The organism is Arthrobacter sp. UNCCL28 (genome assembly GCF_900102805.1).
Taxonomy (GTDB): Bacteria; Actinomycetota; Actinomycetes; order Actinomycetales; family Micrococcaceae; genus Arthrobacter; species Arthrobacter nicotinovorans_A.
In genome coordinates this window covers 322183-342532 of sequence record NZ_FMWE01000002.1, presented here as the reverse complement: position 1 = coordinate 342532, position 20350 = coordinate 322183, and the positions used below count along the sequence as shown (strand labels likewise).

Below are 20350 nucleotides of genomic sequence, written 5' to 3'. Positions count from 1 at the left end.
CCAGCCTACGGGGGCGTTCCTAATGGATGGAGGGAACGGTGCGCGGGCGGACCACCAGCCAGAGGGCAGCGATCGCGCCGGTGATGCACACAGCCATGACTGAACCCATGGGAACAGCGGAGCTTACGCCCAGCCAGCCAACTACCGGCGGGACGATTCCGGCCATCATGAACTGGGATGCTCCCAGGAGGGAGGCTGCGGTGCCTGCCTGGGCGCCGTGGTTCGCGAGGGACAAGACCTGGACACAGGGGAACATGAAGCCGGTAGCGCAGATGTAGAACCACAACGGAATGAGGATGCCCCAGAGGCCAACGTGCAGAAGGTCCAGCACCACGATCACGAGGGCTGTGAACAGCATGAAGACCGTTGCCCCCGCAACGATCCACTGCGGGGCCACGCGGCGGATCAGGCGTGAACTGATCTGGACACCGGCAACAATGCCCAAGGAGTTGATACCGAACAGGATTCCGTATTCCTGGGGCGAGAATCCGTAGACATCCTGGAACAGGAAGGTGGACGCAGAGAGGTAGGCAAACAAGCCACCGAAGTTCAGGCTTCCCACCAGTACCATGCCCACGAAGATCCGGTCCGTCAGGACCGATTTGTAGCGCTGACCCACTGTGATGGTGGATTTGCCGCGCTGCTCTGCGGGCAGTGTCTCCCTGATGAAGAAGATGGAGGCAAGGATCACCATCAGGCCGTAGGCGGCCAGGAAGTAGAAAATGCCGGGCCACGGAAACGCCAGGAGCAGCTGCGATCCGATGACGGGGGCAAGAATCGGGGCCAGGCCATTGACCAGTGACATCCTTGAAAACATGCGGACCATGGAGTAGCCGTGGAAGAGGTCCCGGACCATGGCCATGGCCACCACGCCACCGCCGGCCGCGCCGATTCCCATCAGGACACGGAACAGCGAGAGCATCCCAATGTCTGTTGCCAGCGCTGCTCCGAGGGACGAGCCGATGTGCACGGCAGTGGCGAGGATCAGCGGAAGGCGGCGCCCCACTTTATCGCTGAACGGACCCACCACCAGCTGGCCGAGCCCAAAACCTACGGTGGTACCGGTCAACGTGAGCTGGATGGCCGCGGCGGAGACATCGAAACTTTCCTCCAGCGCCGGGAACGCCGGGAGGTAAAGGTCGATCGTGAAGGGACCCAGCGCAGTCAGTGCACCCAGCAGGAGAATGTAGACAAGTTTTTCGCGTCGGCTCAGGGAGTCGCCCGGAGCAATGGGAGAGGTCACGATCATCCATCTTATGGCCCAGGTCATATTTATTTGGCGTATGACGGGCGCGCCGCACTGTGGTCCCGAAAGTTCAGCAGGAACCTGAATGATAGCTTTGAGGACAGGTGTCCGCGGTGGAAGAATTCCGTCCGCGTTCGCCCCATACGATGCCCAGAGGAAAGCAGTTAGGCGGAACCCATGAGTGGACGTCACACCGGCCGGACCAGTCAAGGACCAGCCATTCGTACTTTGCCGAAGACCCTCAAGCTCGTTGCGCGGTTGGCACCACGCCAAATCAACGACGAAATTGCGTTGGCCAAGGTCGAGCTCAAGCGCAAGGCAACCCAGGTTGGCATAGCCGGTGCCTTCTTTGGCGTGGCCCTTGTGTTCCTTGCCCTTTTGGTCATCGCCCTTGTTGTTGCCGCCATCCTGGGCCTGGCAACCATCATGCCGGGCTGGCTCGCGGCGCTGATCGTTGCAGCATTCTTCCTGATCATTGTGGCCATTGCGTCCCTGATCGGAATTGCCAAGTTCAAGAAGGCCATGCCGCTGGTCCCCGAAGACACCATCCGGGGCATCAAGCACGATCTTGGAATTGCCAAGGAAGGCTCGGACTTCGACGAATCCATCCTGGATCCCAGTTCGCCCGCCGCCAAGGCAGCGAAGGCCCAAAAGGAAGCAGCTGCCGAGAAGGCCAAGGCAGAGAAAGCTGCGAAGGAAGCTGCCAAGGAAGCGGACGCAGTCAAGGCACCCACGGAAGCGGAACTTCGCTCGCGCCTGAAGAAGCGTCGCGAGCACCTCACCGGGGTCCGCGACGAACTCGGTGAGCAGTTGGACGTCAAGAAGCAGGGCCAGGCCCTGCTGGCGGGGGCCAACGAAAAGTTCACCGAGGGCAAGGACTTCGCTGCGGCAAAGTTTGCTGCCTTGGGAGAATCCGTCCCCGAAAGCCTGACCGAACGGCTCGCCGCCCGGTGGAAGGACCTCGCCGCGTTTGCCACTGCCGCCGTGGTCTTCGTTGTAGCCCTGCGGAAGCTGCTGAAAAAGTAGGCAGCCTTCCGGGTCAAAACACACACTGGGAATGGGAAGGGGGACATAGGTGAGATTGATCGGTGCTGGTTCAAATCCTGATCGGCCGCAAGTCGACCACGAGCTCATCTTCACTGTCCCCAACATCCTCACGGTCCTCCGTTTCATGGGGGTCCCCTTGTTCGTCTGGCTCGTTTTATCGGAGCAGGAGTATGGATTCGCTGTCCTGGTGCTCGTCATCATGGGCAGCACCGATTGGGTGGACGGCTACATCGCAAGGCGTTTCGACCAGACCTCCAAGCTGGGACGCATCCTTGATCCCATGGCTGACCGCGCCGCGCTCCTGGCCGTAGCATTCACGTTGGCCGTGGCCGGCGTCGTGCAGTGGTGGTATTTGGCGGCCCTGCTGGTGCCCGATGCCATCCTGGCCATTGCTTCCCTGATCTACTTCCGCAGCCACCCGGACCTTCCGGTGAGCATCATCGGAAAAATCCGTACGGCGCTGCTGCTGCTCGGCACGCCCCTGCTGGTCCTCTCCAAATTGCCCATTCCGTTCACCGAGGTCTACTTCGTAGCCGCCTGGACCTTCCTGGGGCTCGGGCTTCTGGGACACTGGATTGCGGCTTACAACTATTTCTGGGCCATCTTGCGTAAGGGTAAAGAACTGAAAAACGACGACGGCGGACACGGCTGATGGTCTGGCTGGCGGTTTTCCTTGCGGTGCTTGGTGCCTTTTTTCTGGCTATAGGCGCCCAACGGCAGGGCAGCGCGGTCAAAGCCGATACCGGCGGCCTGGCCCTGAGTTCAAACGGTTTCCTGAGGCTCCTGCGCAATCCCCGCTGGATGCTCGGGCTGTTGTTCCTTGCCCTTGGAATGGTGATGAACGCGATCGCCTTGGTCTCCGCCCCGCTCACCGTGGTTCAGCCCATTGGTGCCATTGCCCTGGTGATCACCACGGTGGTCAACGCCAAGGACCAGGGCCTGAGCATCAACCGGGCAACTGTAGTGGCCATCAGCGCGTGCGTCACGGGTTCGGCATTGTTCGTGCTGCTGGCCGTCTTCGTCACCCAGGAGAACCATCACGTCAACAGTGAGGACGAACTGACCATTGTCCTGCTGCTGGCTCTGGCAGTGGGCATCTTCGGGACCCTGGCCGTACTTTTCAAACACCGCATGAGCGCCTTTGTGTACATTCTGGGAGCCGGGGTCCTCTTCGGATTTGTTGCCGTGCTGACGCGGATCATCGGCAAGCACCTGCTCGACCCCAACGGCCTGTTCCTGCTCAACGTCCAGTGGTACACCCTGATCGCCATCGCGGCCGCCGGGGGACTTGGCTCCTGGTTCGTGCAGAGCGCCTACTCAGGTGGTCCGCCGGATCTGGTCATTGCAGGACTGACAGTGATCGACCCGATGGTAGGCATTGCCATCGGCATTGTGATCCTTGGTGAGCTTCGTCCCGATGTCCACGCCGTCATGGCTATCGCCATGGCTGTGGCCGCAACGCTTGCTATCGTGGGGGTTATTGCCCTGAGCCGGCACCACCCGGAAGTCACCAAACGCAAGAAGGACGCGAAGGCGGCTGCCAACAAGAAGGCTTAGGGCAGAGCTGCACCTTGCGCCGCCGCTGCACGCGGACCGGCAACCCGGCGACACCGCAGTATTGCCACAAGCAATGCTGTCCGCACCGTGACCATCAGGAGTTCTCCACGTGACCATTCCCGACACCACCAAGCCCCTTACCCTTCTGATTGCGGCCGATACATATCCGCCGCACGTCAACGGCGCCGCTCAGTTCGGCTACCGCTTGGCCAAGGGGATGACGGCACGTGGACACAACGTGCACGTGCTGGCCTGCCGTCCGGACACGGGCAAAAGCTACACAGAGTTCCGCGACGAAGCCACAGTCCACCGGCTGCGTTCGCACGGCGTCTTCACCCATGAGTACTTCCGTATTTGTTTTCCGTGGGAGATCAAAAAGGAAATCAGCCTTTTGTTCGACAAAGTCCAGCCGGACGTCGTCCACATCCAAAGCCACTACATGATCGGCGAGCACGTCCTGTACGAGGCCGTAAAGCGCGGTATCCGCGTTGTTGCCACGAACCACTTCATGCCGGAGAACCTGAATCCGTTCCTGCCGTTCCCGCAGTGGTTCAAGGACATTGTTGGCCGCATCTCCTGGAAGGACATGGGCAAGGTCATGGGCCAGGCGGACGTGGTCACCACGCCCACGCCCCTGGCTGCCAAAGCAATGCACCAGCACGCCTTCCTGCGCAAGGTCCTGCCGCTCTCCAACGGCATTGACTCCTCGGCCTACGAGCTCCAGCCTGGCGAGACCATTGAGCCTCACGCCAATCCCACGGTCCTGTTCGCCGGGCGTTTGGCAGAAGAAAAGCACGTCAACGTCCTGATTGACGCCGTGGCCAAGACTCCGCGCGAACTGAACGTCCACCTGGAAATTGTGGGCGGCGGCGAAGTCCGTCCCGCCCTTGAGGCACAGGTGGCCAAGCTGGGGCTGGGGGACCGGGTGAGGTTCCTCGGTCTGGCAAGCGACGAAGACCTGCGCGAGGCATACATCAAGGCCGACATCTTCTGCATGCCCGGTACTGCTGAGCTCCAGTCCCTGGTGACCTTGGAGGCGATGTCTGCTTCCACTCCCGTGCTGCTGGCCGATGCCATGGCCCTGCCGCACCTGGTTCGTGACGGTGAAAACGGCTACCTTTTCACGCCCAACAACAGCGATGAACTGGCAGCCAAGATCACCAAGCTGGTGGAGCTTCCCAAGCACGAGCTGGAAGCCATGGGCAAGCTGAGCCGGGAGATGGTGGAACCGCACAGCATCAACGGCACCCTCCAGACCTTCGAGGACCTCTACCGCGGGGCCTCCTACGAGGACAAGGTCGTGTGACAAAAGCACTCCCCGGCAGCTATTAGAATTGCTGGAGTGCTTTGCCCGGTACTGCTGTTTACGCAGCGGCCGGACCGGGCATCATGGGGCTATAGCTCAGCTGGTTAGAGCGCGGGACTCATAATCCTAAGGTCCTCGGTTCAAGTCCGAGTAGCCCTACACCTTCACGTATGAGCCGTGGCCGACAATCCTGGATTGTCGGCCACGGCTCTTTTGCGTTCCCCCTCAGTTGAGGTAAGTTACTCATCAGTAACTTAGTTTTGGTCGCAGGTGACCACCCTTGAAGGAGCGAACATGTCCAACGCTGCATTCGACGCCGCCAATCTTCCGTATGCCGACGGCGACTTCTACGCCTTTGAGCAGATGCTGACAGGAAAAGAGCAGGACCGGTTGGCTGAAGTCCGGGAGTTTCTTGCCCGCGAGGTCAAGCCCATCGCCGTGGACTGCTGGAACCGTGGCGAGTTCCCCATGGACCTCATTCCCAAGCTCGGTGAACTGGACCTGGTCAGTCCTGTCCGCCGGCAGGGGTACTCCAACCTGTTCGCCGGCATGCTCCACGCTGAAGTGACCCGGGCGGACGCATCCATTGCCACTTTCATGGGCGTGCACGACGGCCTCTTCACAGGGTCCATCGAGGCCCTTGCCTCCCAGGAGCAGAAGGATGCCTGGCTTCCGGAGATCTACTCGCTGAAGAAAATCGGCGCCTTTGGCCTGACGGAGCCCCTGGGTGGCTCCGATGTTGCCGGCGGCACCCGCACCACTGCCAGGCGCGATGGTGACAACTGGATCCTCAATGGAGCCAAGCGCTGGATCGGCAACGCCACCTTCTCCGACTGGGTAGTCATTTACGCCAAGGACGTTGCGGACAACCAGGTCAAGGCCTTCCTGGTGGACACCACCCTGCCCGGCTACTCTGCCAGCAAGATCGAGAACAAGATCTCCCTGCGTACAGTCCAGAACGCAGACATCGTCCTGGACAATGTGGTGGTTCCGGACTTCTTCAAACTGGCCAACGGCAACAGTTTCCGGGACACCAACAAGGTGCTCAAAGTCACCCGCCTGGCTGTGGCGTGGCAGGCGGTTGGGCTTCAGATGGCAGCTTTTGACGTCGCCCGCAGCTACGCGGTGGAGCGTCAGCAGTTCGGGCGGCCGTTGGCGGCCTTCCAGCTGGTGCAGAACCAGTTGGTCCAAATCCTCGGAAACACCGTGGCATCCATGGGCATGATGGTGCGCCTGGCCCAGCTTGAAGATGCGGGAGTGGCCAAGGACGAGCAGTCGGCGTTGGCGAAGGCCTTTGCTACGGCGCGCATGCGGGAAAGTGTTGCCCTGGGTCGCAGCATCCTGGGCGGCAACGGGATCGTTACGGACTACGGCATGGCCAAGATCTTCTCCGACGCGGAGGCCATCTACTCATATGAAGGCACGCACGAGATCAACACCCTGGTCACCGGCCGTGCCATCACGGGCGTCTCGGCCATCGTCTAGGCACAGTAGGTAATCAGTACAACGGCAGCAGGACCGACGGGCGCATGTCCTCCACGAAGTCCAGCGGGTTGAGGTAATCCGCGCCTTGGCGAACGCCCCAATGCAGGCAGGCCGCGGCACCGCAATGACCGGGCTCCAGGGTGCCAATGACCTGGCCTTTGCGGACGGCGTCTCCGGGTTTGAGGTCACTGGCCACGGGTTCGAAGCTGCTCTTGAGACCGTTGCCGTGATCGATGGTCAGTACCGGTCGATCAACCACGACGCCGGCAAAGGTCACCACTCCATCCGAAGGCGCGGTGACCTTTCCGCCGTCGGCCGATGGTCCTAAATCCACGCCGCGGTGACCACTCAGCCATGGTTTGTCCGGCGGGTCGAAGATCCGCAGCACGGCAGGCTTGGGGGAGAGCGGCCAACTCCACCGGGCGCCGGTCGGATCGGGCGTGCCTGGAACTGGCTCGGCCGGAGCAGCAGCGCCAAGTGTGCCTGCCGCCATCGCCAGCGCCGCCAGCAGGGCCATCAAGGACTTCGCAATCGTCATGGATAGAGCCTCCCGCGGTGCCCGCCGGCGATCGATACCGCACTTGCCCTATGTGGACAACCAACCGCGGCTGCGGTCAAACCTGTGGGGTGGCTGTAGTACACTTGGTGGAGCAGTTTGCTGTGCCCTCAAGCTGGTTCAGGAGCATGTCTCATTCAGATATGCGAGGGCCCCAGGCTGACTACGCGTATCCAACCCTCCACCAGCGAAGCCCCTTGGCTTCAGGCTGCGGAGGATTGTGCCTCTTGCGGTCCGGCTGAGCTTAGGCTCTGTGCCGGATGAGAAGCGCAATGGATGCCAGGAGCCACGCCCATCCGGGCAAAGGCTAAACAACCGTCAACTATTGGCAGGGTAAGAGCAGCCCCTTGGGCTCTCTCATGAATGACCTGCCGGAAGGAGCGTCGGCATGCCCGTCGTAACTATGCGCCAGCTGCTTGACAGCGGCGTCCACTTTGGACACCAGACCCGTCGTTGGAACCCGAAGATGAAGCGCTTCATCTTCACGGAGCGCAACGGCATCTACATCATTGACCTCCAGCAGTCGCTGTCCTACATCGACCGCGCCTACGAGTTCGTCAAGGCTACTGTCGCCCACGGCGGCACCGTCCTGTTCGTTGGCACCAAGAAGCAGGCTCAGGAAGCAATTGCCGAGCAGGCTACCCGCGTTGGCCAGCCGTACGTCAACCAGCGTTGGTTGGGCGGTATGCTCACCAACTTCCAGACCGTCGCCAAGCGCATCCAGCGCATGAAGGAACTCGAAGAGATCAACTTCGACGACGTCGCAGGCTCGGCTTACACCAAGAAGGAGCTCCTGCTCCTCAAGCGCGAACTCACCAAGCTTGAGTCCAACCTCGGTGGTATCCGCAACCTGACCAAGGCTCCCTCGGTTCTGTGGGTTGTTGACACCAAGAAGGAACACCTTGCTGTTGACGAAGCCAAGAAGCTCAACATCCCCGTTGTAGCCATCCTTGACACCAACTGCGATCCTGACGAAGTTGACTTCCCGATCCCGGGTAACGACGACGCCATCCGCTCCGTCAACCTGCTGACCCGCGTTGTTGCCGACGCCGTAGCTGAGGGCCTCATCGCCCGTAACCAGCGCGCAACGGGCACCACCGAAGCTCCTGAAGAGCCGCTGGCTGAGTGGGAGCGCGAGCTCCTCGAAGGCAGCAAGGCTGAAGAAGCAGCAGCAACCGAAGCTCCGGCAGCAGAAGCTCCCGCAGCTGAGGCTCCGGCAGCTGAGGCTGCAGCCGGCGAAGCCGAAGCAGCCAAGTAAATCTGGACCTTCCCTGATGCCGGAAACAGCATCGGGGGCAACTGACAGGATGGCAGCTCACACGGTGGGCGGCCGTCCTGTCAGTCCGTAAACACACAAATTTCTAGACAGAGGGGTTCACATGGCGAACTACACTGCTGCTGACATCAAGGCCCTGCGCGAGCGCACCGGCGCCGGCATGATGGACGTCAAGAAGGCTCTTGACGAAGCCAACGGTGACGCCGAGAAGGCCATCGAGATCATCCGCATCAAGGGCCTCAAGGGTGCTACCAAGCGCGAAGGCCGTTCCACTGCCGAGGGCCTGGTTGCTGCCAAGGTCAACGGCGGCGTTGGCGTAATGATCGAGGTCAACTGCGAAACCGACTTCGTTGCCAAGGCTGACAAGTTCATCCAGCTGGCCGACAAGGTCCTCAACGTTGCAGTCGAGTCCGGCGCAGCCGACCTCGAGACCCTGCTGGCTACCGAGGTTGACGGCAAGCCGTTGTCCGAGGTTGTTGTCGAAGAGGGCGCTGTCCTCGGCGAAAAGGTTGTTGTCCGCCGTATCTCCCGCGTTGAGGGCACCACGGTTGACGCTTACCTGCACAAGACGTCCAAGGACCTTCCGGCCCAGGTCGGCGTCCTGTTCGCTGTTGACGGCGAAGGCGAAGCCGCTGCCACCGCCGCGCACGACATCGCTGTCCACGTTGCAGCCATGGCTCCGAACTACCTGACCCGCGACGACGTTCCGGCCGAACTGGTCGAGTCCGAGCGACGCATCGCCGAAGAGACCGCCAAGGCTGAAGGCAAGCCCGAAGCTGCTCTTTCGAAGATCGTGGAAGGCCGCGTGACGGGCTTCTACAAGGGTGAAGTTCTGGTTGACCAGGCATTCGCCAAGGACTCCAAGAAGACTGTTGCACAGGTCCTCGAAGAGGCCGGCGTCAAGGCAACTGCAGTAACCCGTTTCCGCGTAGGAAACTAGTAATTCATGAAAAGGGGTGGTCACTTCGGTGGCCGCCCCTTTTTCATGCACCCGTCCGGGTAGTACCTGAGCGGACCCACAGCACGATAATCTAGCCAGAGTCCACCAACGGGAGGCACCATGGAAACCGTCAACACTGCAATCCAGCCCGAGAAGACCCGCCGACGTGTACTTCTGAAACTTTCCGGTGAGGTCATCGGCGGAGGCAAGCTCGGCGTCGATCCTGAAACCGTCAGGGCCATCGCCAAGCAGATCGCGGCAGCTGTCTCCGACGTCGAGGTTGCGATCGTCGTGGGCGGCGGCAACTTCTTCCGCGGCGCAGAACTGTCCCAGAGCGGCATGGACCGCTCCCGCGCCGACTACATGGGAATGCTCGGCACGGTCATGAACTGCCTGGCCCTGCAGGACTTCCTGGAGCAGGCCGGCGTTGAAACCCGTGTCCAGAGCGCCATCACCATGGGCCAGGTTGCCGAGGCCTACATTCCCCGCCGCGCTATCCGCCACATGGAGAAGGGCCGCGTGGTCATCTTCGGTGCAGGCGCCGGACTGCCCTACTTCTCCACTGACACCGTGGCAGCCCAGCGTGCCCTGGAAGTCCACGCGGATGTTGTCCTCATGGCCAAGAGCGGCGTGGATGGCGTGTACACCGCCGATCCCAAGAAGGATCCGGAAGCTGAGAAGCTCGATGTCCTGAGCTACGACGACGCCCTGCGCCGGGACATCCGCGTCATGGACCAAACGGCCATGACCATGTGCAAGGACAACAATCTTTCCATGGTGGTCTTCGGCATGGAAGGCGAGGGCAACGTTACCCGTGCCATCCTGGGCGAAACGCTCGGAACCCTGGTTACTCCCTAGCAAGGGCTAGGATATTTCTAGGACCGTCCGCCTCTCACGGCGGATCTTTACTGTGTACTGCGGCCTGCTTTTGGGCAGCAACTATTTTCTGAGGAGAAACCCGTGATCGAAGAGACCTTGCTCGAAGCCGGCGAGAAGATGGACAAGGCGGTTGAGGTAGCCAAGGACGATTTCGCCACGATCCGTACGGGTCGGGCGAACCCCGGTCTCTACAACAAGGTGATCGTCGAGTACTACGGCACGCCCACGCCGCTCCAGCAGCTGGCGTCCTTCGGTGTCCCCGACGCCCGGACCATCCTCATCACGCCCTACGACAAGACCGCCCTGCGCGACATCGAGAAGGCCTTGAGCGATTCCGAGGTCGGCGCCAACCCCTCGAACGACGGCAACGTCATCCGCGTGACCATCCCGGAGCTCACCAAAGAGCGCCGCAAGGAGTACGTCAAGATCGTCAAGGGCAAGGGTGAAGACGCCAAGGTCTCCATCCGCAGCATCCGCCGCAAGGCAAAGGACACGCTGGACAAGCTGGTCAAGGACGGCGAAGCCGGCGAAGATGAGGGTGCCCGCGCTGAGAAGGAGCTCGACGCCCTGACCAAGCAGCACGTTGACAGCATCGACGAGCTGCTTAAGCGCAAGGAAGCCGAGCTGCTCGAGGTCTGATGAACCAGGCTGAGCCGGCGCCCGCTGGACGGGTCCCGACACGCGATACCCCGCACCGCACCAGGCGCGTCCGGACGAACCCCACGCCCAAGGCTGGGCGTAATCTTCCTGCGGCCATCGGCGTCGGGCTTTCCATGCTTTTGGCGGTTTTGGGCGGATTGCTTTTCCTCCCGTTGGGATTCGTCCTGCTCACCACAGCATTTGCGGTGTTGGGGGTATGGGAAGTTTTCCGGGCCCTCGAAGCCCAAGGCACCAGGATGCCGATCATCCCCGTGATGGTCGGCAGCCTGGTTATGCCGGTATCGGCCTATTTTGGTGGCCTTGAAGGCCTGTTGTTCACCATGACGGCCAGTTCCGTTGCCGTCCTGCTGTGGCGGTCCATCGAGAGTGCCGCCGGAGCTCCGAGGAGTGTCTTCGCCGGGGTGTTCACTTTGGCGTGGATTCCTTTCCTCATCAGCTTCGCGTCCCTGTCCCTGCACACCAGCAGCGGTCCGACTCCCGTCGGCTTTTGGCCGGACGGGATTCCCGACGGCGCCTGGCAGATCGCTTCCATGCTGTTGTTGGTGGTTTCCAATGACACGTTCGGGTACATCGTGGGGGCCTCGTTCGGGAAGCACCCGATGGCTCCAAAGATCAGCCCCAAGAAGTCCTGGGAGGGTTTCGCCGGATCAGTGGGCGGTGCCATGCTGATTGGGGTCCTGGCATGCATTTTCATCCTCGATAAGCCTTGGTGGGTGGGCTTGGTGCTGGCTATTGGCATGGTGGCGGCAGCTACCGCCGGTGATCTCGCCGAGTCCATGGTCAAACGGGAACTGGGTGTCAAGGACATGAGCAGCATCCTCCCCGGCCATGGTGGTGTGATGGACCGCTTGGACTCCATTGTGTTCGCGGCCCCTGTAGCCTATGTTCTGTTCGCGCTGCTCAGCGGCGTCTGAGAATCAACGAAGGAAAATTAGTGTCCGTGGATATTCGACGCCAGATTCCCGCAACGTTCGACCGCGTGGAGCGCAGCAAGTACGGCTATAACGCCAAGCAAGTGGACGAATTCCTCCAGCGTGCAAGGACATCGTTCGAAAACCCGGTAGGTGCCGCTGACCAGGTGGCCAGCGTTGACGTGCGGGACGTGGCTTTCGATCCCGTGAAGGGTGGGTACGACGCACACAGCGTGGACGCCGCCCTGGACCGGCTCGAGGATGCATTTGCCCGCCGTGAGCGCGATGACTTGATCAGCCGCGAGGGCGAGGAAGCCTGGCTGCGCCAGATCGGCAAGCTCTCCGGCATCCTGCGTGGACGCCTTCACCGGCCCGACGGCGAGCGGTTCCGCCGTCCTTCCAGCAAGCGGGCACGCAGTTACAACATCCAGGACGTCGATGCCCTGTGTGCGGAACTGGTGGGTTACCTTGAGCACGACCAAGTCCTGAGCGTTGACACGGTGCGCCGCGCCGTTTTCCGGGCTGCCAAGGGCAATGAAGGTTACGAAGAAGCCCAGGTGGACGCATTCCTCGCACGTGCCGTCGAGCTCATGGCGGCCATCGACTAGTCCGCACCCCCGGGCGCAGGGCTAGCGCGTGGGCGAAACGGGTGGGTTGTTTTGCCAGACTTCCAGGTAGCGTCGATGGCCCCGGACCAGGGACGTGGCGAAGAACGCCAGCGCGACCACAACGGCCACGGGCACTGCCGCGGCTGTGGGGAGCCCGGCTGCCAGGAGTGCCGATCCCAGCAGCAGCGCGATCAAGGCCGAATTCACGAACCCCATGAAGACCATGCTGCTGCCGGCCACTTGGCTGAAGTCCTTCCTGTTGCCCAGGAAGTAGTACGTCTTTTTGGCGCCGGCCTCGTCATCGTGCGCCCCGGCCATGAGGTAAGGCCCTATGCCGGGATCCATATCGACGTAGGCGGCCCGCAGGCGGTTCATCGCCAGGACATACATCAAGTCCTCCATGCCTACGCTCATGACGCGCACGTGCGTCAGCAGGCCCACCACCAGGTCGATACTGAGCACTGTCAGTGCGAACGCCCTGAACGCATCGGAAAACTGGGTGGCGTTACCCACCAGCGCCACGCTCAAAAGGCTTGCGGACGTGAAGGTCAGGAACATGCTGATCCGGGTGAGGACCTCGCCTTGGGTGGTGCTGCGCGAGGCGAGCAGGCTCCAGTGTTCGGTGGCCAGCAATTGTGCCCGGACGCTGGGGGATGGTTCCGGTGTTGGTGCCGGCGGTTCCGGACCGGCGGCACCTGGTTCCTCGGACATGGCGTCATTGTCCACCCTGAGGGGGCGCCGGACAACGCCTTGCCGCAGCTACCTCTCCGTAACCACAGGCCGTTCCGGTACGTGCAGCCGTGACATGACACGGTTTACTGACGCCGGCACACGGTTTCTGGTTGTCAGGGAAACGGCCACTGTCACAGCGAAGGCTGCGGGAACGCTCCATGCCGCCGGCTGGGCAAGCCAAGCCGGTGCCGTTCCTGGCCCCATGAGTGTGCCCGCCACCATGGCCCCGCCGCACAGCAGCGCGCCGGTGAGCATTCCGGAGATGGCGCCGGCATCTGTGAGCCCGCGCCACCAGATTCCCAGCAGCAATACCGGGCAGATGGTGGAGGCCGTGAAGGCAAAGACCAGGCCCACGCTCCCGGCAAGGGCCAGGGAGTCGGTCATGAAGGCAAAACCCAAAGGTACGACGGCGGCGAGCACCGCGGCGAGGCGGAAGCCCTTGACGCTCCCACCGAACAGGTCCTGGCTGATGACTCCGGACAGCGAAACCACCAGCCCGGACGTGGTGGAGAGGAAGGCGGCGAAGGCTCCAGCGACTACGAGGGCGGAGAGCAGGTCTCCTGCAACGCCGCCTATGAGCTTCCCCGGGAGCAGCAGGACCAAGGCATCCGCCTGCCCGGACTGGGCAAGTTCGGGTGCGAACATCCGTCCGAGGGCACCGGATACCGAGGGAAACAGGTAAAAGACGGAGAGCAGGCCCAGCACAATGAGGGTTGTGCGGCGGGCCGATTGCCCGTCCGGGTTGGTGTAGAACCGCACCAGGACGTGGGGCAGGCCCAGGGTTCCAAAGAGCAAGGCCACCAACAGGGAAATGTGTTGGTACACGCCGGCGGAGGCCTGGCCGGTGGGATTGACCGGGAGGGGAGCCTGGGGAGTTGTGCCGTTCCCGGCCAGCACCAGCAGCAGAAAAACCACCGGCACTGCCAGGGCGGTCAGTTTGAGCCAGTATTGGAATGCCTGGACAAAGGTAATGGAGCGCATGCCACCTGCCACCACCGTCAGGCACACCACCAGCACAACCGCCGTCGAACCTACCCACGACGGCAGGCCGGTGGTGATGCGGATGGTGAGCGCCGCCCCGTGGAGTTGCGGGACGATGTAAAGCCAGCCGACGGCGACCACCACCAGGCTGGTGACGCGGCGGACCAACCTGGAATCCAAACGGGCTTCGGTGAAATCAGGGATGGTGTAGGCGCCTGAGCGACGCAGGGGAGCGGCGACGAAGAGCAGCAGCATCAAGTAGCCTGCGGTGTACCCCACGGGGAACCATAGGGCGTCTGTTCCCGAGAGCAGGATCAGCCCGGCGACGCCCAGGAAGCTGGCGGCAGAGAGGTACTCGCCGCCGATTGCCGAGGCATTCCACCAGGGTGGGACCGTCCTCGAGGCCACATAGAAGTCTCCGGTTGTCCGTGAAATCCGCAGGCCGTAAAAGCCGATGACGGCTGTGGAGAGTGAGACGGCGAGGAAGGCGATCAGGGCAACAGCCGGATTCACTTGTCCTCCACAAGGTCCCGGTACCGCGCTTCATTCCGCGCTGCCGCACGGTTGTAGAGCCAGGCACTGAGGCCAATTACCGGGTAGATGCCAAGGCCCAGTACCAGCCAGTCCAGTGGAATCCCCAGGACCCTTGTTTCAGCTACGCCGGGCCCGTACACGAGGAAAAGAGCGACCACCACGAGGATGATCAGAAAGCCACAGGCCACTACCAGTGCCAGGCGCAGTTGGGAGCGGATCAGGGAACGGATGAAGATCCTGCCGGCGTCGGAGTCTTCTGCGACCTCGCGGGGGTACGGCAGCCGGCCGGGAGCCGCAGTGGCCGACCGGTGGGGTGCTGTGACACGGACCCGCGTCATCCTTGCGGCCGGATGCGTGTGGAGTGCAGTTTGTCCCTGACGGAAGGCAGATGGCGCCGGCTGATGGGCAACTCAGCTCCCGCCACCGCCACGCTGGGTCCGGTGGCCGACAACCTAAGGTGCTCCACATGCTTCAGGGCAATCAGGTACGAGCGGTGGATCCGGATGAATCCGGCCTCAGCCCATTTCTGTTCGAGGTCGCTCAAGGGGACCCGGATGAGGTAACTGGCCTCGGCCGTGTGCAACCTGGCGTAGTCTCCCTGGGCCTGAACGTAGGTGACATCATCGCGGCGGATCATGCGGGTGGTGCTGCCCAGATCCACCGTGATCATCTCCGGCGCGGGGGTTCCATCCTTGATGAGGTCGCTGATCCGGTCCACGGAGCGCGAAAGGCGTTCGGCGCGAAGGGGTTTGAGGAGGTAGTCGATCGCAGCGAGGTCGAAGGCTTCCAGGGCACAGTCTTCGTCAGCAGTGACAAAAACGACGGCGGGTGGATTGTTGCTGCGCGAAATCGCCCGGGCGATGTCCAAGCCTGAGAGGGCCGGCATATGGATGTCGAGGAACACCGCGTCCACGGCCTCCGTTTCCAGGGTCCGCAGCGCTTCTGCACCCGAGGACGCCCGGTGGATGGCGCCAATCCTTTCATCCCGTCCCAGCAGGAAGGCCAGCTCCTCCACGGCGGGCAGTTCGTCATCAGCGACGAGCACGTTGATCATCCTTAAAGACTAACCTTCACCTCAAGCGTCATGCCCGGGCTGGGATTTGGGCACCCGCATGGTGATCAGGGTCCCTTCACCTGGGGCGGTGTCGATGACCAGTCCGTGTTCATCGCCGTAGACCTGGCGCAAGCGCGCGTCCACGTTGCGCAGTCCCACGTGGATGCCATCGGTGTGCCCGGCCAGCACCGAGCGCAGGTGCTCCGGGTCCATGCCCACGCCGTCGTCCTCGATGGTCACTTCGGCGAACGCGCCGGCATCGTTGGCGCAGATGGTGATGTGGCCCGGGCCATCCCTGGCTTCCAGGCCATGGCGGACCGCGTTTTCCACCAGTGGTTGCAGGCTGAGGAAGGGGATCACTGTGCTGAGGACCTCCGGGGCGATCCGGAGGCTCACTTGGACGCGCTCACCAAAGCGTGCCCGTTCCAGCAAAAGATAGCGGTCAATGCAGCGAAGTTCCTCGGCCACTGTGGTGAAGTCGCCGTGGCGCCGGAAGGAGTACCGGGTGAAGTCTGCAAACTCCACCACCAGCTCCCTGGCCCTGGCAGGATCGGTGTTGATGAAGGAAGCAATGGCGTTGAGGGAGTTGTAGATGAAATGAGGGCTGATTTGAGCACGCAACGCCCTGACCTCAGCCTCCATCAGCAACGTCCGTGAGGCTTCAAGCTCCGTGAGTTCCAGCTGGGCGGCAATCCAGTCCGCAACCTCGCTGGTGGCCCTCACCAGCCCGGCCCCTGCTGCCGGCGCCAGGGCCGCCACCGAACCGACCACCTTGGAACCGGAACGGATGGGAGCAATCACCACGCTGAAATCATGGGTCCCGTGCTCCGGCTTTCCGGTAGACCGGCGCCCGCCGTGGGGCACCACCACGGTTCGTCCGGTGGTGAGTACTTCGGTAGCAAGACGCATCAGCGACGACCTGAGTTCTTCTGCGGTGCCATCCCAGGCCAGCACCGAATCTGTGTCCGTGATGGCCAAGGCGTCGCAGCCCAGAAGGACCCGAAGCTGCCTGCTGGCTTTGGCCGCCCCGGCAGGTTGCAGGCCACCCCTCAGGTGCTGGCCGGCACGGGAGGCTGCATGCAACGTGTTGTAGGTGGCGCGCTCGGCGTCGGTGCCAAGGTCCCGGAAGGAACGCATCACCTTGTAGCCAACGCCAACCACGACGGCGACAGCCAGCACGATCACAGCGATCGCGGCTGCGGTGAGAAGCGGTGAATCGGGCATAAGGCCAGCGTAGCCGGACCGCTCCCGCATCTTTTCCAAGCACCGGAAATACCGGCCGTCGAACCTCAGGCCACCGTTTGGCGCAGCACCGCAACCGCTGGGCGACGGCTGCGGGCGAGGCTCTGGAACACGTACCCCGACGCGTTCGATAGTGATTGCAGTCACATTGGCGAGGCGTGTGGAGCCGATGTGGACACATCACAATCAGGAGGAACCATGGGTAATGAGGCCCAACCCCAGGACGCAACGGCGTCCGTGGACTTCCAGGAAGTCCAACAGACGGAACGGTTCAAGACACTGCGCAAACGACACCGCAGTTTCGTCTTTCCCATGGCAGTGGTATTCCTGCTGTGGTATTTCGCGTATGTCCTTTTGGCTGACTACGCGGTGGGCTTCATGTCCATCAAGGTTTGGGGCAATATCAACGTCGGCCTGCTTCTCGGGCTGCTGCAATTCGTCACCACCTTCGGCATCACGGCCTGGTACGTGAGCTACTCCAACCGGAAGCTTGACCCCATCGCTGCAGAAATCCGCAACGAGATCGAGGGCCACGAATTTGATAAGGACGGCAATGTGATCAACGGGGCAGCCAAATGAACACCATGGTCCCGGCAGCAGTGAACGTAGCAGCGTTGAAGGACACCACCCTGCTCAACATGGGCATATTTGCCCTCTTCGTGGCGGTCACCATGGTGATCGTCTTCCGGGCCAGCCGGAACAACAAGACCGCAGCGGACTACTACGCAGCGGGGCGGTCATTCACTGGCTCCCAGAACGGCACGGCCATCGCAGGCGACTACCTGTCCGCGGCTTCGTTCCTCGGCATCACCGGTGCCATCGCCATCAATGGATATGACGGTTTCCTCTACTCCATCGGCTTCCTGGTCGCCTGGCTGGTGGCCTTGCTCCTGGTGGCGGAACTGCTCCGCAACACCGGCAAGTTCACCATGGCCGACGTCCTGTCCTTCCGGTTGCGCCAACGCCCCGTTCGGATTGCCGCGGCCCTCTCCACCCTGGCCGTCTGCTTCTTCTACCTCCTCGCCCAGATGGCGGGTGCAGGCAGCTTGATTTCGCTCCTGCTGGGCATCAGCGACTGGGGCGGGCAAGCCTTGGTGATCATCGTCGTCGGCGCACTCATGATCATGTATGTACTGATCGGTGGCATGAAAGGCACCACCTGGGTGCAGATCATCAAAGCCATCCTGCTGATCGCCGGTGCAGCCGTGATGACCGCCATGGTGCTGGCCATTTACGGTTTCAACCTCTCCAGCCTGTTGGGTTCGGCCGCTGAGGCTGCCAACAACCCGAACATCCTCAACCCGGGACTGCAGTACGGCAAGACCGAAACGTCCAAACTGGACTTCATGTCCCTCGGACTGGCGCTCGTCCTCGGTACAGCCGCCCTGCCGCACGTCCTGATGCGCTTCTACACCGTTCCCACGGCCAAGGAAGCACGCAAATCCGTTGTCTGGGCGATCTGGTTGATCGGCCTCTTCTACCTCTTTACCCTGGTGCTTGGCTACGGCGCAGCTGCCTTGGTTGGCGCGGAAACCATCAAGTCCGCGCCCGGTGGAGTCAATTCTGCCGCACCCCTGCTGGCCTTCCACCTGGGTGGGCCGCTGCTCCTGGGATTCATTTCGGCGGTCGCTTTCGCCACCATCCTTGCCGTAGTGGCCGGCTTGACCATCACGGCCGCTGCTTCGTTTGCCCACGATATCTACGCAAACGTCATCGCCAAGGGCAAGGCCGATGCAACCACCGAAGTGAAGGTGGCGCGCCGCACCGTTGTGGTGATCGGCGTCCTCGCGATTCTGGGGGGCATCTTTGCCAATGGCCAGAACGTGGCGTTCCTGGTGGCGCTGGCTTTCGCCGTCGCAGCCTCGGCAAACCTGCCCACGATCGTCTACTCCCTGTTCTGGAAGAAGTTCACCACCCAGGGCGCTGTTTGGAGCATGTACGGCGGCTTGGCTGCGGCCATCCTGCTCATCACGTTCTCGCCCGTGGTTTCCGGTGCCAAGACCTCCATGATCCCCGGAGCGAACTTCGCCCTGTTCCCGCTGAGCAACCCGGGAATCGTGTCCATTCCATTGGCATTCTTCCTGGGGTGGCTCGGAACCGTCCTGGACAAGCGCCGTGAAGATCCGGCCAAGCAGGCGGAGATGGAAGTGCGCTCGCTGACAGGTGTCGGTGCCGAGAAAGCCGTAGACCACTAAGGCCGCGCAGAGATAGACCCGCCACCATAAAAGGCTCCGCCTGCGAACGCGCAGGCGGAGCCTTTTGTGTGCTGGGCTTTCGCCCGGCCGGGTACCTCTCTACTTCTTCAAGCCGAGCCATTCCCTCAGTTGTTCCAGTGGCCAGGTGGTGACGATCCGTTCCTTGGGCACCCCCAGTCTCTCAGCGCGTTCTGCCCCGTACTGCAGGAAATCCAGTTGGCCGGGAGCGTGGGCGTCACTGTCGATGCTGAAGAGGCAGCCTGCGTCCAAGGCCATGGCAATGAGGTTGTCCGGCGGGTCCTGCCGTTCGGGACGGGAATTGATTTCGACCGCGACACCCCACTCCGCGCACTCCTTGAAAACTCTTGCGGCATCGAATTCGGATTCGGGCCGTGTTCCCCGCGATCCCTGGACCAGGCGCCCGGTGCAATGCCCCAGCACGTTGGTATGGGGATCGCTGATGCCGCCCAGCATCCGCGTTGTCATGGTTTTTTTGTCCGAGCGGAGCTTGGAGTGGACGCTGGCGACCACCACATCCAACTGGGCCAGCATGGGGGGAGTCTGGTCCAGGGTTCCGTCCTCGAGGATATCTACTTCAATTCCTTTCAGGAGGCGGAAACCATCAGAGCTTGCGTTGATCCCATCCACCACGCCGAGCTGCTTTTCAAGCCGTTCCACGCTCAGGCCATTGGCGATGGTCAGATTGGGGGAGTGGTCCGTGAGGGCAAGATACTCACGGCCGAGCGTCCGGGCCGCTGCCACCATTGCTTCGATGGGGGAGCCGCCGTCGGACCAGTTGCTGTGACTGTGGAGGTCGCCACGAAGAGCCGCCCGCAGCGTGTCCCCACCGGATGCCAACGATTCCGTTCCGCGCTCGCGCAGGTCCGCAAGATAGTCCGGTACCCGGTCTTCGAGGGCCTGCGTGATGACTTCAGCGCTCCGGTTGCCGACGCCTTTGAGGCTGGTGATCCGCCCGCTGCCTGTAAGCTTCGCCAGTTGTTCGGGCGATAGCTGCCGCACGGCGTCGGCCGCCTTTCGGAAGGCCTGGACCTTGAAGGTGGGGGCTTGGCTGCGTTCGAGCCAAAAGGAGATTTCGTCGAGCGCCTCGATAGGATCCATGGCTCCATGATCCACGAACCGG

Annotated in this window: 21 protein-coding genes and 1 tRNA gene; 14 read left to right on the top strand and 8 right to left on the bottom strand. The window is 62.1% G+C overall.

Annotated features, from left to right (window positions below; all coding sequences use genetic code 11):
• Window positions 1–19: 19 nt before the first annotated feature.
• A complete protein-coding gene (locus tag BLQ01_RS06260) occupies window positions 20–1249 on the bottom strand; it encodes a multidrug effflux MFS transporter (RefSeq protein ID WP_026541482.1) in 1230 nt (409 codons plus the stop codon).
• A 174-nt stretch (window positions 1250–1423) separates the two neighbouring features.
• Here BLQ01_RS06260 and BLQ01_RS06255 point away from each other — a divergent pair, with 174 nt between their 5' ends.
• The 6 genes from BLQ01_RS06255 to BLQ01_RS06230 all read left to right on the top strand — a co-directional run bounded on the left by BLQ01_RS06255 (window position 1424) and on the right by BLQ01_RS06230 (window position 6641).
• Window positions 1424–2272 carry a phage holin family protein gene (locus BLQ01_RS06255; RefSeq protein ID WP_091550639.1) on the top strand — a complete coding sequence of 283 codons (849 nt, stop codon included), beginning with the start codon at window positions 1424–1426 and terminating at the stop codon, window positions 2270–2272.
• Between the two features lie 49 nt (window positions 2273–2321).
• Window positions 2322–2945, top strand: coding sequence for a CDP-alcohol phosphatidyltransferase family protein (locus tag BLQ01_RS06250; protein ID WP_091550637.1), 624 nt, complete (start codon window positions 2322–2324; stop codon window positions 2943–2945).
• Complete coding sequence (locus BLQ01_RS06245; RefSeq protein WP_026541485.1) at window positions 2945–3850, top strand: DMT family transporter; 906 nt, start codon at window positions 2945–2947, stop codon at window positions 3848–3850. The genes BLQ01_RS06250 and BLQ01_RS06245 overlap by 1 nt, the downstream gene beginning before the upstream one ends.
• Before the next feature lie 109 nt (window positions 3851–3959).
• Window positions 3960–5156 (top strand): glycosyltransferase, encoded by a 1197-nt coding sequence (locus BLQ01_RS06240; RefSeq protein WP_026541486.1) that lies wholly within the window; start codon window positions 3960–3962, stop codon window positions 5154–5156.
• Between the two features lie 85 nt (window positions 5157–5241).
• Window positions 5242–5315: transfer RNA gene (locus BLQ01_RS06235), tRNA-Ile, on the top strand.
• A 135-nt stretch (window positions 5316–5450) separates the two neighbouring features.
• On the top strand, window positions 5451–6641 hold the full coding sequence (locus tag BLQ01_RS06230) for an acyl-CoA dehydrogenase family protein (protein WP_026541487.1): 1191 nt from the start codon (window positions 5451–5453) through the stop codon (window positions 6639–6641).
• Window positions 6642–6654: 13 nt separating this feature from the next.
• On the opposite strand, the gene BLQ01_RS06225 is transcribed toward BLQ01_RS06230, so the two are convergent.
• Entirely contained in the window at window positions 6655–7179 is a 525-nt protein-coding gene (locus tag BLQ01_RS06225; RefSeq protein WP_254779256.1) for a M23 family metallopeptidase, read from the bottom strand.
• A gap of 406 nt (window positions 7180–7585) precedes the next feature.
• On the opposite strand from BLQ01_RS06225, the gene rpsB reads away from it, so the two are divergent.
• The 6 genes from rpsB (at window position 7586) to BLQ01_RS06195 (ending at window position 12471) form a co-directional block, all read left to right on the top strand.
• Window positions 7586–8455 carry a 30S ribosomal protein S2 gene (rpsB, locus tag BLQ01_RS06220; RefSeq protein ID WP_091550636.1) on the top strand — a complete coding sequence of 290 codons (870 nt, stop codon included), beginning with the start codon at window positions 7586–7588 and terminating at the stop codon, window positions 8453–8455.
• A gap of 121 nt (window positions 8456–8576) precedes the next feature.
• Window positions 8577–9413, top strand: a complete 837-nt coding sequence (gene tsf / locus BLQ01_RS06215; protein ID WP_026541489.1) for a translation elongation factor Ts — start codon at window positions 8577–8579, stop codon at window positions 9411–9413.
• Between the two features lie 120 nt (window positions 9414–9533).
• Window positions 9534–10271: a UMP kinase gene (pyrH, locus tag BLQ01_RS06210; RefSeq protein ID WP_026541490.1), complete on the top strand. Its 738-nt coding sequence runs from the start codon at window positions 9534–9536 to the stop codon at window positions 10269–10271.
• Window positions 10272–10373: 102 nt separating this feature from the next.
• A complete protein-coding gene (gene frr / locus BLQ01_RS06205; RefSeq protein ID WP_026541491.1) occupies window positions 10374–10931 on the top strand; it encodes a ribosome recycling factor in 558 nt (185 codons plus the stop codon).
• Window positions 10931–11866 carry a phosphatidate cytidylyltransferase gene (locus BLQ01_RS06200; RefSeq protein ID WP_026541492.1) on the top strand — a complete coding sequence of 312 codons (936 nt, stop codon included), beginning with the start codon at window positions 10931–10933 and terminating at the stop codon, window positions 11864–11866. The genes frr and BLQ01_RS06200 overlap by 1 nt, the downstream gene beginning before the upstream one ends.
• A 20-nt stretch (window positions 11867–11886) precedes the next feature.
• On the top strand, window positions 11887–12471 hold the full coding sequence (locus BLQ01_RS06195; protein ID WP_026541493.1) for a DivIVA domain-containing protein: 585 nt from the start codon (window positions 11887–11889) through the stop codon (window positions 12469–12471).
• Window positions 12472–12492: 21 nt separating this feature from the next.
• On the opposite strand, the gene BLQ01_RS06190 is transcribed toward BLQ01_RS06195, so the two are convergent.
• Genes BLQ01_RS06190 through BLQ01_RS06170 form a run of 5 tightly spaced genes read right to left on the bottom strand, consistent with a single transcriptional unit; the run spans window position 12493 to window position 16996 of the window.
• The gene (locus BLQ01_RS06190) at window positions 12493–13182 is read right to left on the bottom strand and encodes a hypothetical protein (protein ID WP_026541494.1); all 690 of its coding nucleotides are present in this window, start codon (window positions 13180–13182) and stop codon (window positions 12493–12495) included.
• Between the two features lie 48 nt (window positions 13183–13230).
• Window positions 13231–14697, bottom strand: a complete 1467-nt coding sequence (locus BLQ01_RS06185) for a sodium/solute symporter (RefSeq protein WP_091550634.1) — start codon at window positions 14695–14697, stop codon at window positions 13231–13233.
• Window positions 14694–15056, bottom strand: coding sequence for a hypothetical protein (locus BLQ01_RS06180; RefSeq protein ID WP_026547288.1), 363 nt, complete (start codon window positions 15054–15056; stop codon window positions 14694–14696). Before BLQ01_RS06180 ends, BLQ01_RS06185 begins: the two co-directional genes overlap by 4 nt.
• Entirely contained in the window at window positions 15053–15772 is a 720-nt protein-coding gene (locus BLQ01_RS06175) for a LytR/AlgR family response regulator transcription factor (RefSeq protein WP_026541497.1), read from the bottom strand. The genes BLQ01_RS06180 and BLQ01_RS06175 overlap by 4 nt, the downstream gene beginning before the upstream one ends.
• A gap of 21 nt (window positions 15773–15793) precedes the next feature.
• Window positions 15794–16996 carry a sensor histidine kinase gene (locus BLQ01_RS06170; RefSeq protein WP_026541498.1) on the bottom strand — a complete coding sequence of 401 codons (1203 nt, stop codon included), beginning with the start codon at window positions 16994–16996 and terminating at the stop codon, window positions 15794–15796.
• A gap of 216 nt (window positions 16997–17212) precedes the next feature.
• On the opposite strand from BLQ01_RS06170, the gene BLQ01_RS06165 reads away from it, so the two are divergent.
• Both BLQ01_RS06165 and BLQ01_RS06160 read left to right on the top strand, forming a co-directional pair.
• Window positions 17213–17593 carry a DUF485 domain-containing protein gene (locus BLQ01_RS06165; RefSeq protein WP_026541499.1) on the top strand — a complete coding sequence of 127 codons (381 nt, stop codon included), beginning with the start codon at window positions 17213–17215 and terminating at the stop codon, window positions 17591–17593.
• Window positions 17590–19209, top strand: coding sequence for a solute symporter family protein (locus BLQ01_RS06160; protein ID WP_026541500.1), 1620 nt, complete (start codon window positions 17590–17592; stop codon window positions 19207–19209). The genes BLQ01_RS06165 and BLQ01_RS06160 overlap by 4 nt, the downstream gene beginning before the upstream one ends.
• A gap of 99 nt (window positions 19210–19308) precedes the next feature.
• On the opposite strand, the gene BLQ01_RS06155 is transcribed toward BLQ01_RS06160, so the two are convergent.
• Window positions 19309–20328 carry a PHP domain-containing protein gene (locus tag BLQ01_RS06155; RefSeq protein WP_091550633.1) on the bottom strand — a complete coding sequence of 340 codons (1020 nt, stop codon included), beginning with the start codon at window positions 20326–20328 and terminating at the stop codon, window positions 19309–19311.
• Between the last annotated feature and the right edge of the window lie 22 nt (window positions 20329–20350).

Coding starts and splice junctions, on each gene's coding strand:
- pyrH (WP_026541490.1), top strand. CDS start 9,534: ATGGAAACCGTCAACACTGCAATCCAGCCCGAGAAGACCCGCCGACGT.
- BLQ01_RS06155 (WP_091550633.1), bottom strand. CDS start 20,328: ATGGATCCTATCGAGGCGCTCGACGAAATCTCCTTTTGGCTCGAACGC.
- rpsB (WP_091550636.1), top strand. CDS start 7,586: ATGCCCGTCGTAACTATGCGCCAGCTGCTTGACAGCGGCGTCCACTTT.
- BLQ01_RS06170 (WP_026541498.1), bottom strand. CDS start 16,996: ATGCCCGATTCACCGCTTCTCACCGCAGCCGCGATCGCTGTGATCGTG.
- BLQ01_RS06180 (WP_026547288.1), bottom strand. CDS start 15,056: ATGACGCGGGTCCGTGTCACAGCACCCCACCGGTCGGCCACTGCGGCT.
- BLQ01_RS06165 (WP_026541499.1), top strand. CDS start 17,213: ATGGGTAATGAGGCCCAACCCCAGGACGCAACGGCGTCCGTGGACTTC.
- BLQ01_RS06190 (WP_026541494.1), bottom strand. CDS start 13,182: ATGTCCGAGGAACCAGGTGCCGCCGGTCCGGAACCGCCGGCACCAACA.
- BLQ01_RS06260 (WP_026541482.1), bottom strand. CDS start 1,249: ATGATCGTGACCTCTCCCATTGCTCCGGGCGACTCCCTGAGCCGACGC.
- BLQ01_RS06245 (WP_026541485.1), top strand. CDS start 2,945: ATGGTCTGGCTGGCGGTTTTCCTTGCGGTGCTTGGTGCCTTTTTTCTG.
- BLQ01_RS06230 (WP_026541487.1), top strand. CDS start 5,451: ATGTCCAACGCTGCATTCGACGCCGCCAATCTTCCGTATGCCGACGGC.
- BLQ01_RS06255 (WP_091550639.1), top strand. CDS start 1,424: ATGAGTGGACGTCACACCGGCCGGACCAGTCAAGGACCAGCCATTCGT.
- BLQ01_RS06175 (WP_026541497.1), bottom strand. CDS start 15,772: ATGATCAACGTGCTCGTCGCTGATGACGAACTGCCCGCCGTGGAGGAG.
- BLQ01_RS06225 (WP_254779256.1), bottom strand. CDS start 7,179: ATGACGATTGCGAAGTCCTTGATGGCCCTGCTGGCGGCGCTGGCGATG.
- BLQ01_RS06160 (WP_026541500.1), top strand. CDS start 17,590: ATGAACACCATGGTCCCGGCAGCAGTGAACGTAGCAGCGTTGAAGGAC.
- BLQ01_RS06200 (WP_026541492.1), top strand. CDS start 10,931: ATGAACCAGGCTGAGCCGGCGCCCGCTGGACGGGTCCCGACACGCGAT.
- tsf (WP_026541489.1), top strand. CDS start 8,577: ATGGCGAACTACACTGCTGCTGACATCAAGGCCCTGCGCGAGCGCACC.